Source organism: Parendozoicomonas sp. Alg238-R29, assembly GCF_947331445.1.
Lineage (GTDB): Bacteria > Pseudomonadota > Gammaproteobacteria > Pseudomonadales > Endozoicomonadaceae > Sansalvadorimonas.
The window spans coordinates 30,171-41,681 of record NZ_CAMZOG010000038.1 but is presented as its reverse complement, the minus strand read 5'-3'; the positions used below and the strand labels follow the sequence as shown (position 1 = coordinate 41,681).

Genomic DNA, 11,511 nt, shown 5'->3' with positions numbered 1-11,511 from the left:
ATCTGAAAATTCGACAGGAGGCTCAGAAATGATCAGCCAACCTGCGAAAGAGCCAAAAATAATAAAAGGTATCACCATGATTACTTCCCCTCAGGAGAGTATCGAGAAGTATCACGCGCAAGGCTTTTGGGATCAGAAAACAATTCATGACTTCTTCTATGACAACGCAAAGTCATATCCAAATGCAATTGCACTTGCTGATCCCCTCAATAAACCGGCACTGGTAGGAACATCACCTCAACGTCTTACTTATGCCGCTCTTTCGGAGTCTGTGGATAACCTTGCAGCTGTACTGCTGCAACAAGGTATCCAGCAGGAAGATATTATTCTGGTTCAAATGCCCAATACTGTAGAACTGGTATCTCTCTATCTGGCCTGCTCCCGTATTGGCGCCATCATCAGCCCAGTGGCTATGCAGTATCGGGAACATGAGCTGGAATCCATAATTGCAGCATTACAGCCCAAAGCCATCATAGGCTCTGCTGTTTTTTCAGAGAAAGGCATGCTTAGCCACCTGCAAGCCGCTGTAAAAAATGTAGGGTCACAATTAACACAGCAACTAACACAGCAACTAACACAGCAACCACTTGTGATGTGTTGGTATGGCAAAGATGCTGATGTGATCTCCCTCGATGAGCTGTGTGAAAAACAAAGTGATACAGAAATCCTGAGCACATATCTCAGCACATTTGATCAATCTGCCGATGAAGTTTTCACCATCTGCTGGACGTCTGGCACAGAAGCCAACCCTAAAGGCATCCCTCGCTCCCACAATCAGTGGAAAGCCATTGGCAGAATGACTTACGAGAGTTCTGACATTCTGCCTCAGGAAAACCTGCTCAATCCATTTCCGTTAATTAATATGGCGGCCATTGGCGGACTCTTTATGAGCTGGCTGTTATGCAGAGGAAAGCTGGTACTTCATCACCCTCTGGACTTACCGGTTTACCTGAAGCAGATTGTCACTGAGGACATCAGCTACACACTCGCGCCCCCTGCACTGCTTAATACTATTCTCAAGAATGAGCAGCTGTTTAATGCTGTAGACTTTTCCGGACTCAGGGCAATAGGTTCTGGATCAGCACCGCTGGATGACTGGATGGTTGCTGGGTTCAAAGAACATTTTGAAATCGAGATTATTAATCACTTCGGTTCCAACGAAGGCACATCTCTGCTTTGCGGCCCGCTTCACACTCAAGATGCACACTGCCGGGCACGTTTATTCCCTAGAAAAAACAATATTCTGGGATCTCGATTAGTAAACCCTGAAACAGATGAAGAAGTGACAGAACCGGGTGTGGCCGGTGAGCTGCAAATCAAAGGGCCTGGCGTATTCGACGGTTATTTTGAAATGGACGACGCTACAGCGTTATTCACACCGGATGGCTTTTTCAGAACCGGCGATCTGTTTGAAATAGATAACCAGCAAACTGATTTCTATCGTTTCACCGGCCGATGCAAGGAATTGATTATCAGAGGCGGGATGAATATCGCGCCTGCGGAACTTGAAGCTTTACTCAATGCTCATCCGGATATTAACGAATCCGCTATTACCGGATACCCCTGCCCGATTATGGGTGAGCGGATAGCTGCACATATTGTTTGTGCTCCTGATAAGGGAATATCTGAACAGGAAGTCATCCAATATCTGGAAGGCTGCCATATCGCAAAATATAAACTGCCTGAACAAACCCGTTTCCTTACCGCGCTACCAAGAAACCCTGTAGGGAAGATTGTTAAACGGGCACTGGCTGACGAATGTAAATGATGGTAGAAATGGCGCTCACAGGAAACAGAGCCGCTATGAAATCACCTTTGTCTTTGATTACAGCCAGTGCAACGGCAAAGTCTCTTAATATTGTGGGAGATCAGTGGAGCTATCTGGTATTACGGGATATGTTCCTTGGTCGCCATCGCTTTGAAGAGTTATTAGCGAGTACAGGTGCTTCCCGGGGAACTCTAACCAAGCGCCTGCAAAATCTTGTGGAGCAAGGGGTTCTTTATCGGAACCCTATCAGCCAGTCTCGCCGGTTTGAATACCGCCTGACCGATAAAGGTTTGTCACTTTACCCTCTGGCTATTGCCGCCTGGCTCTGGGAATTAAAGTGGGCGAAAGAAGAAGCGGCTCCTCTTCCCCGCACGCTTATCCACAAAAACTGCAATAGAGCCATCCAGCCCATTTACTCCTGCCGGTTCTGTCACGAAGAAATCTGCGTTCATGATGTTCATTACACAACCAATGACCAGCAGCCCTCTATTGAGAGTGATCTTCCCACACAGCAACGAAGAAGCCGCAATATCAAAAACAACGGCACCACAGATAAAACCCTGTTTCATGTGATTGATGCTGTGAGTGACCGCTGGACATCACTGATTCTGGCCGGCGCATTTATGGGAGCCGACCGGTTCGACACTTTTCATAAAGAGTTGAATGTCGCCACAAACATTCTGGCTGACCGGCTAAAAAAACTGGTTCAAAACGACATTCTCACTCGTGTGCACTACCAGGAGAGCCCTCCACGATACTCCTACAAGCTAACACCCAAAGCCTATGACCTTTACTCTTTGCTGCTTTCCCTGCACCAGTGGGGCAAACGCTGGCTTGAAGCACCTGATACACCCAGTGCCATAGAACTCACCCACAAATGCAGTAACAACCCGCTAACCCCAGAGTTGCTTTGCAATTGCTGTCACCAGCCTCTTCGTAGCAGTGATATCCTGTTTAAATAGCGCAATACGCTTATAATGCGCAGTTCTGTGAATCGAGATTAAACTGCTCAGCATGTTTCATATCGCCCTGTACGAGCCCCGCATTGCCGCCAACACCGGCAACCTGATTCGGCTGGTCGCCAACAACGGCTGCCAGCTTCATTTGATAGAACCTCTGGGTTTTGATCTGGAAGAGAAGAAACTGCGCCGGGCAGGGCTGGATTATCATGATCTGGCACGAGTGACTGTTCACAAGAATTATGAAGCCTTTATTGAAGCCGTACCCAACAGCCGGGTTTTAGCCTGTACCACCAAAGGCAGTCGCCCTCATGATCAGATTGAGTATCAGCAAGGAGATATTTTGCTGTTTGGCTCAGAAACCAGCGGTTTACCTGACGATTTACGCAACAGTTTTCCGTCGGAACACCGACTGCGTATTCCCATGCTGGAAACCAGTCGCAGCCTGAATCTATCGAATGCTGTAGCCATTGTCAGTTATGAAGCCTGGCGTCAACAGGGGTTTGCCAGAGGTCTGTAAACTTCCTTAATTCCAGCTGGAAAGTGTCGATAGTTACTCTGGTGATCGGCACTTTCAGGTTGGCCCGTGCGAACTCTTATTTTGTGTTTACTTCTTGTCAGCTGGAATATTTCCTTCGCAGCCAGTCAAGGTTCGCTTGGCACAACCTCCTCGGCATCCTTCTCTATTCGATTGGTTATTCCATCAAAACTGGAAGTTCAAGCTCCTCCAGATACTCTCAGCAACACACCAGAACCATTTTGTATTACTGGTCGTGGCGTTGATTATTACTCAACGTCAGTGCTACCGCTGCGAGGTAGTGAACGCCCCTCTCCACATACTGTTACCTTCTCCGGATACACCTCGGTACCTAACAAAAACTCCGTGACCTACCTGACATCATCTGACTGTAGTGAACAGACAGTTGCGATTACCCCAAATAGCCAACCCTCAAAGCAGCCAGCCACAATCCTTATAGCTCCTGAGTAAAATCTTCATTGAGTCGTTCCGAAAATCCGGTTATAACCTGTTTATGTAGATGACCAAACATGCAGTAAATAATGAAAATAATTACCGCAGCACTATCCGCTTTCTCATTACTTTTTGCCTCGTCAGCATTTTCCGGTGTGCAGCTTGATCGTATGATTGTTTACTTCGATGCAGACAAACTGCCGCGTCAGGATATTCTGGTCACCAACCCGGACAAAGAGAACCTCTATCTGGAAACCGAGATTTTCAAAGTTGAAAACCCCGGTACCGAGAACGAGGAACGAGTAAGAATTACTGACCCGGATAAAATGCAGCTTCTCGCCACACCGGGGAAAAGCATTGTTGCTCCCGGAGGCCGTAAAACAGTAAGACTGGTTAGCCTGAATCCTGCACCAAAAGTGGAAGAGGTTTACCGTATTACCTTCCGCCCGGTTGTTGGTGAGCTGGAAGCTACCCAAACGGCGGTAAAGATTCTTGTTGCCTATCAGGTGCTGGCTTTTATTCGCCCAGAGAATCCTTACTTTGAAGTTTCTGCAAAGAGCAAAGGTTCAGAAATGACTTTCTCGAACTCTGGCAATATTAATGTGGTGCTGCGTAATGGCCTCTTCTGCCCGAAAGGTGTTTCTCAAAAAGCATCCCGGGAAACCAAACAAGAGAAATGCTCAGAACTAGAAGAAGGCAGTCGGGTTTATGCTGGTCAGAGCTGGACTCTCCAGCTGCCGGGAGAGTTTCAAAATAAGAAAGGATTTGTTGAATACGGACTGTTTGATGGACAGAACGAGCAGACTCAGCAGTTTCCACTTTAACAATGATGGATAATGGATGATGGGCTGAGTGATTTTACTCAACCCATCACACACCAAAAGACTTAAACCATAAAGCGACTGCGCAAGCTACCCAAAGCACTGTACATTGCAGGTGCTGGCGGATCATAGTCACTGGCAGAGCTCTCTCTCCAGGCTCGGTGGATATGATTATCTCCCGCCTTCTGTTTGTACATACGAGCCAGGTACGCAGAGTAGTGAGGACTCTTTACTGTATCAACATGGTACCAGTGAGCCTTGGAACGAGAGTGGCTGATATCTAATAATACATAACCGCGCTCGGAGATATTGGCCCACTTCAAATTCCGGAGAATGCCATCTACCGCAAGACCAGCAGCCTCTGTTAAACCAGATTTATCGCCCAGGCCAGATGTTACTCCCGGAGTTACAAACTCACCCCCAATCGCTCCCCGCCCGCTAAACCGGCTGTAGCGGCTGATCCGATGAGGATCTTCTGCCAGATCAAAAGCCCAGGAAGTGTGAATATCTCCGGTGAGTACCATCAGGTTATCAATACCCTGTCCGGTAATATGGTCAAACAGTCGATCACGGCTACCTTGATAACCGTCCCATTGATCCATATTGATAGGCAGATCAGGGTTGATTGTCAGCTGCGACATCATCACCTGTTGCCCTAAAACCCGCCAACGAACACCATCCCGCTGAGATTGGCTCAAGCCATTATGGAGCCACTGTTCCTGTTGTTCGCCAAGCAGTGTGCGAGAAGTGTCCTTTGCGGTGCGGGCATCCAATGGTCTGGCCTGTTTGTCCCGACCAAACAGCCGGGTATCCAGCATAAACAGATCCATCAAGTTTCCGAAACGGAAGTTTCTGTATATTGACTGGCTACCAAACTGGTCAACAATGCCGGTCTCACGAATGGGCATCCAGTCAAAATAGGTCTGAATTGCTGCTGTGCGACGATCTTCCCAACGACCTTCGCCATCATCGTGGTTATCCGCTCCACCTTTCCAGGCGTCGTTGGCCGATTCATGATCATCCCAGATGCAGATAAATGGATGTTGGCGATGAACTTCCTGCAAGTCAGGGTCGGTGCGGTACTGGGCATAACGTAACCGGTAATCCTGAAGTGCAGTAATCTCCTTAGCTGGAAGTGGGTCACGGCCAAGGTCTTTTCCAGTCCCAAAACCGCCAGGCCCATATTCATAAATGTAATCCCCAAGATGAAGAACAACATCAAGCTCGGGGCGACGGGCAATTTCTTTATAGACGTTGAAATATCCCGCTGGGTAATTGGAACAGGAACAAAAAGCCAGACGCATGCGGTTTAAATGCCCAACTGGCAGAGTTTTCGTCCGCCCAATGGGAGACTCAACGCCATTAGACAAGAAACGGTAATAATATGTGGTTCCTGGTACCAGATTATCGGCATCAACCTTCACGGTGTAGTCCACTTCAGGACCTGTTACGCCTGAGCCTGTGTGAACAATAGATGCCATTCCTGGATCAAGTGCAACTTGCCATTCATAGGGCACAATAGCGCTGGCAAATAGTGGATCCTGATCGGGGGTGACACGGGTCCAGAGTATGACTCTATCGGCCAGTGGGTCACCACTGGCAATGCCATGGCGGAAAGGCTGATGAGCACTGGCATAGCTCTTTAACAGGGGAAGTGCAGCAATCCCCAAGGCCGCGCCCTGGAAGAAGCGTCGTCTTGTTATTGTCATTGTTTTCTCGTGTTATCACTGAAGGGGACTACACAAAGAAGGTATCTCGATTTGTTTTCAAAATGAAGTCAGTTCCATGACAGAGAAAAAGAGAGACAGAAAAAAGGGTGAAACTATTTATTGATTCATTCAGGCTCTACAGTCACTTCCATGGTATCTGTGTAGGTTCCAGCCGTAAGTCCATCTAACTGTGGCTTTGGAAAATCAATTCTTATCCTTGAGTTCGGGCTGCCACCACAATTCAATACCCCACTGCCTGTTAATGTTCCCACTGATGTTGAACCGGCTTGAGTAAAGTCATTCCAGGTACCGTCATCCAGCTCTACTCTGGCCCGATAGGGAATAGAGTCTCCACCACTCTGTAACTCGAAAGATGAAGAAGGCCGTACCTGTGAACGTAACGACATCTTGTATTGTATTGCGCCCATGGCAAACACGCAGAAATCCAAATCTTCATAAACCCGGTTCTCTGGTGTGATTTTGTTTTCATCCAGTACCACATCCTGCAACTGGTTCACCTGATACACGGGGATAACATCAAGGGTGACGACAAAGTCTTCGGTCACTGTCTGGCTGAAGCCTTCTGTGGAATATGCAACTAACGCGAACGTGCTTTGATACCGCCCAACCGCTGTACGATTAAGAATTTCGGTACTGCTCACCTCTGCAATAATGGAGAATTCATAGTTCTTACATTGAGATTCCGAATTAATCCCATCAACAGAAACAGTGCCATTTGCCAAAGAATCATCAATATAAGAGTTGGCGGATTTCTGCCCTTTTAACGTCAGAGTGACTGGAAGACTTTTACTTCCCTGCCGCAGAACATAAGACGAATCTTCGAAAGGCCCGGTCACATCAATATTGTAATCTCGAACAATTCGTCCTCCTCCTTGAGGCCTGTAGGCAAGAATACAAAAGCGACGCCCGTCTGTTGCTGGCTGGGTTGAACCATCAAGTATGGCTTGCCCACTCCATTGCCCCATATCAATATCGTACAGGCGCTTAAGCTTCATCTCCCAGGAGCCATTCTGTACACAATCGGCAATATTATCCAGAAGGCAGTCGTCGTCCGCCAGAACAGGAAAAGTTTGAAGTAAGACAATGCAAAAGAAAAAAAGAACTCTCAACAAAACACCACACACATTTATTATTGTTATTCCGTTTGGCTGATCGCCAGTTCACCGTCCAGCCATGGCTGGCAATCCGTTTCGGAGAGTTTCACAGTTCCCAATCTCAGAATATCTTCACCACTGTCTTTCGGGAGCTGGATCCGGCAAGCCCAGCCATTATCCAGTTCAACGCGCAACTCTGGTGTATTGGCCTGAATCTCCAGCTGGAACAACCCATATTCGTCTAACGTGACCGGAGCCATACCTCCTGTGATGCGACCTCCGGTTTCACCAAAGCCAGTAAACAGAATCCGTCCAAAGGCCAACCGCAAAGGTAGAGCCTCTACTTCCATACGCACAACATTGCCTGGATAAAGTGTGACTTCCTGAATCTTTTCATCAAACCGATACATGGCTGTGCCAGCAGGCTTGAGGGAAATTCGATATTGTTCGTATGGTGTTAAAGGAATCAGGGTTGGTTGCCCGACAACCGCATAAGTTTCACGACGACCATCAACTATTACATCAAACCGATCCCCATCCCGGCCTTCGATATAAACGACTACAGCACTTTGGGCACGATCCTCACCACCAACGGAAACATAGTCGCTATTGACCATCAGGCTTGTACCCATATTCAAGCTATAGCTAGTTGCCCGGCTGTCACCAGCACGGGTATGAGCCAAAGCCAGATTAGCGGCTCCCAAATGGTTGGCATAACGAAGGTTGGTATTGAAGCGATCCTGATCTGAACCTTTCGAAATACCGGCATCAAACCTGACATCAGCATCATAAAGATCGTCATCGTTCCAGCTTGTCGTGAGTTGCAGCCTTTCGTCACGATCTTTGTTGTTACCAGTTTTGCTCCATTCCGCAGAAGGGGATGCACGGAAATCCCAACGATCCTGGCGCAGTCGAAAATTTAGAGTCGCCAGAATAACTTCATTATCACCGGATTTACTCAATCCAAGATCAAAATCCAGATCATAGTCATTGGTACGCCACAACTGACCACGCCAGTTAATACCGTGGGATTCGGTCGCATCATTTTGGCGTTTGTTGTAGCTGTAACGGTAACTCACACTACCAGTGTAAAACGGCAAACTTACCGAACTGCTGATCTGCTCAAAGCTTTCCCCAAGCAGATTATTATCATTGTTATCTGAAGTGCTGGCCGGAGCGTTACTCCACAACCTGCGATAGTTACCATTCAGGGATATATCCCAGGCACGGGTTCGTGCATCCACACCAAAACCATGATTACCATCATCATCCACCATGGCGTAAGGAGAGAGATCGTAGAAACTGCCAACATGAAACAGGCCTGTTTCTAACAAGGCTTCATCATTATCTGCAGCCAGAGCCAGTGTGCCGGACCAGGTATCTCCTAGCCTTCTGCCAACACCAGCACGACTGAGCCACTGACCAGTGGTTTCTGGTAAAGTTTTATTAGCGGTACGATTTAAGATGTTTCCTGACTCAACAAACCAGTCCCACTCGCCAGAAGCGGGTAAGCGATTTTGCTTGGCAAAGAAACGGGTTTCTTTACTGACTTGATTACCCAAATCATCAACAATGCGGACCTCAAGGTCATAAGCACCATCGGGCAAAGAAGAAGTATTCAGTTCCTGATTACCCGCTTCAAAAAACTGAGAGGTGAGAAGCTTGCCATCCTTGCGCAGTTCAACACGACCACGGGTTGGCAAAAAAACATCCAGAGGAACGCCGCCAGTAAAACCTGTGTCTAATCGAGTATTATCGGAGGTTGCAATTCGGCCACCTAAAAGAGTTTGATCGGAAGTAAAGCTCAAACCAAAGCCACGACTGGAAAGCATGCCGCCCTGCCAGGCAACACCTTCAAACTCCCGCTGCCCATAAAGTCGGTCAACAGTTAATTTTTGATTTTTAGTGTAATCCCAGCTGCCATAAAGACTGTTCTCTTTCCACGACAGAAGACTTACACCGTTAACCGTATAATCGGAGTTATTATTGCCTCTGCTGCTTGAAGTATTCCCTGAGGCAGTAGCAGAAAAATTCTGCAAAAAAGCAAAGCCACCATCGGAAGGTGGAAGAAACCGTTCAACATCTGCCTGACGTGTAGTCAGGTAATTGCGATTAATAAAAACATCCAACCGAAAGCGGTTTTCATCAAATATCACGCCCACAACTTCGGGAGATAAACGACCACAACCACGGGTTTGCCGTGGAGCGCAGACTTCCTGAGAGTTGCCAAGAATTTCTCCTGACAATAGACGTGTTATTAACTCGGGATCAGTGACATCACGAATTCGCCCCACCACATCCTTTGGAGCAGGCAGCTTGATTGTCTCAAAAGTAAAGGTGGCGACCTGAGACGTGATGTATCGGCCGCCATAGTAGATATCCACCAGCGAACGCTGGGGACGATTCAAGGATTCGAAGCCGGATGGGATTTTGCTGTTAGCGATAAAAACAGGTTTCGCTGGCAATGCGCCAGCGAAAGTCAGAAAAATAATTCCAACAAAAACACTGAACCGCCGAAACAAAATCAAAAGTCCAAACCGCGACTTTAGTTGGCGCTTACAGTCAGAGTTATAGTGTCTTTATATGTACCTTCTGGATACGGATCGCCTGCTGAGGAGTTAGCAGTCACAGATACTTTGATATTCCCTCCAGTGGTGCAGGCATCATTTGCCGCTAATGGAGAGGGTTGTGTATCAAAAAAATCATTGTCGATATTTATTGAAGTACTGCCTGCTTTCACTGTACCTAGAGAACTGTCATCACTGGCATCTTTCAGAGTTACCTCGTATGGAATACCTGCTGTGTCATCTGAGTTAATTCTAAGCAGAAACGCATTACTTCCTGCGTTTTCAGCAGCCACAGTAACATCGGTATCGGCATTCGAATACATGCAAGCAACAGGATCACCAGTTGGAGCTGTAGCTGTATCCAGATCCTCTATCGTAACGTCCTTTAGTCCCCAAATCCGGTTCAAAGCATCCTGTGTATATGTGATCACAAAATCATCATTTGAGGTTTCCCCCAAGGTTCCAGCCATAACTCCACCAGAAACCCCAGCCAATACAGCCACTGCCAACGCTTTGCGTATCATTGTTTTCATAGTCCAACCTTTATTGCTTCTTGTTTTAGTAATCACACCCTGGAGTGAGCGCCTTCAGGCTGGCTCCACCGTTAGATAGAGTGTTCCGCTATAGGTTCCAGCTGGTTTACCCGCTGTTACCGAATCTGATATTTCTACTCTTGCCCGGGCATTGTCGCTATTGCCACAGCTCAGAAGTGAACTGCCTCCGCTGGCAGTCAGTGCCTGCCCGGGAGAAACGGGTTGTAATCTGTTCCCATTCGCTCTTGTTGAGAGCTGTACATCGTAAGCCAGGCTCTGACTTCCATTTCTCAGCAGGAATGGATCATTGGTTCCCACTCCACCACTGGCTGAAATATTGTAATCACCACCACCCCAGACAAAGACACAGAATCTTTCATCCTGCGCATAGCCATCATCATCTGCATTTCTTTGGGTTACGCTCATATCATCCAGTCGGCTTATTTTTGTTAGTTCCGGCAACATGATCGCGAAATTCACTGGTGTAAACGTTCTGCTGGAGAAATATGTATCTACCTCCGGCTGCATTCTCAGGGTTGCGTTGTATGTGCCCGGCTTTGCGTTTCTTAAAGCACTTCTTGCAACCGCTACTCTTATTTGTGCTCCTGAATTTGCACAGCTAACGGCTCCAGGTATTGAGCTGCTTGTTGTTCCTGCATCAAACGCTTCGAAGCCTGAGTTTGAGCTTCCCCGCCACTGAACATTGACTGGCAAGGAACTACCTGTAGAGGAACTCAGGCGGTAATTGCCATTGCCAAGGTCAACCGCACCGCTTCCAGACTGAAAATTCACATGAAAATCCCAGGCTGAGCCATTGCGTGTGGAGGTATGGCAGTAGCTCTCATTAACGATCAGGCTTCCCCCTGCATTGTCCTGCAGATCAGATTCCGATGGCCTAATCACAATGTCTTCTAGCTCTTTGATCTCGTGGCAGTATTCGCCACGAAACCCCAAAAAGTTGACCGTTTCACACTCAGGAGCGGTATAGCCAAGTTGAGCCCACCCCAGAAACAACAGAGCCACAGCCAGTTGTCGTATCACAAATTTTTTTGTCTTACTACTCACGATT

Annotated in this window: 10 protein-coding genes; 5 read left to right on the top strand and 5 right to left on the bottom strand. The window is 47.5% G+C overall.

From position 1 onward, the window contains the following. The 5 genes from QMA35_RS11290 to QMA35_RS11270 all read left to right on the top strand — a co-directional run. Positions 1-1,768 (top strand): class I adenylate-forming enzyme family protein (locus tag QMA35_RS11290; RefSeq protein WP_281647256.1); only part of this gene is annotated, 1,768 nt, incomplete at its 5' end. A gap of 35 nt (positions 1,769-1,803) precedes the next feature. Then, a complete protein-coding gene (locus tag QMA35_RS11285) occupies positions 1,804-2,730 on the top strand; it encodes a helix-turn-helix domain-containing protein (protein ID WP_281647255.1) in 927 nt (308 codons plus the stop codon). Positions 2,731-2,782: 52 nt separating this feature from the next. Beyond that, complete coding sequence (locus QMA35_RS11280; RefSeq protein WP_281647254.1) at positions 2,783-3,247, top strand: tRNA (cytidine(34)-2'-O)-methyltransferase; 465 nt, start codon at positions 2,783-2,785, stop codon at positions 3,245-3,247. Between the two features lie 66 nt (positions 3,248-3,313). Continuing rightward, a complete protein-coding gene (locus QMA35_RS11275) occupies positions 3,314-3,715 on the top strand; it encodes a hypothetical protein (protein ID WP_281647253.1) in 402 nt (133 codons plus the stop codon). Positions 3,716-3,786: 71 nt separating this feature from the next. Further along, entirely contained in the window at positions 3,787-4,521 is a 735-nt protein-coding gene (locus QMA35_RS11270) for a fimbria/pilus periplasmic chaperone (RefSeq protein ID WP_281647252.1), read from the top strand. A gap of 62 nt (positions 4,522-4,583) precedes the next feature. Here QMA35_RS11270 and QMA35_RS11265 read toward each other — a convergent pair whose 3' ends face one another. The 5 genes from QMA35_RS11265 to QMA35_RS11245 all read right to left on the bottom strand — a co-directional run bounded on the left by QMA35_RS11265 (position 4,584) and on the right by QMA35_RS11245 (position 11,507). Continuing rightward, entirely contained in the window at positions 4,584-6,227 is a 1,644-nt protein-coding gene (locus tag QMA35_RS11265) for an alkaline phosphatase D family protein (RefSeq protein ID WP_281647251.1), read from the bottom strand. Between the two features lie 125 nt (positions 6,228-6,352). Then, a complete protein-coding gene (locus QMA35_RS11260; RefSeq protein WP_281647250.1) occupies positions 6,353-7,357 on the bottom strand; it encodes a hypothetical protein in 1,005 nt (334 codons plus the stop codon). Between the two features lie 26 nt (positions 7,358-7,383). Continuing rightward, on the bottom strand, positions 7,384-9,870 hold the full coding sequence (locus tag QMA35_RS11255) for a TcfC E-set like domain-containing protein (RefSeq protein WP_281647249.1): 2,487 nt from the start codon (positions 9,868-9,870) through the stop codon (positions 7,384-7,386). A gap of 17 nt (positions 9,871-9,887) precedes the next feature. Further along, entirely contained in the window at positions 9,888-10,442 is a 555-nt protein-coding gene (locus QMA35_RS11250; protein WP_281647248.1) for a hypothetical protein, read from the bottom strand. Between the two features lie 54 nt (positions 10,443-10,496). Continuing rightward, complete coding sequence (locus QMA35_RS11245) at positions 10,497-11,507, bottom strand: hypothetical protein (protein WP_281647247.1); 1,011 nt, start codon at positions 11,505-11,507, stop codon at positions 10,497-10,499. Between the last annotated feature and the right edge of the window lie 4 nt (positions 11,508-11,511).

Excerpts from the sequence above, each read along its gene's own strand:
- QMA35_RS11265 (WP_281647251.1), bottom strand. The coding sequence starts at position 6,227 with ATGACAATAACAAGACGACGCTTCTTCCAGGGCGCGGCCTTGGGGATT.
- QMA35_RS11285 (WP_281647255.1), top strand. The coding sequence starts at position 1,804 with ATGAAATCACCTTTGTCTTTGATTACAGCCAGTGCAACGGCAAAGTCT.
- QMA35_RS11270 (WP_281647252.1), top strand. The coding sequence starts at position 3,787 with ATGAAAATAATTACCGCAGCACTATCCGCTTTCTCATTACTTTTTGCC.
- QMA35_RS11250 (WP_281647248.1), bottom strand. The coding sequence starts at position 10,442 with ATGAAAACAATGATACGCAAAGCGTTGGCAGTGGCTGTATTGGCTGGG.
- QMA35_RS11280 (WP_281647254.1), top strand. The coding sequence starts at position 2,783 with ATGTTTCATATCGCCCTGTACGAGCCCCGCATTGCCGCCAACACCGGC.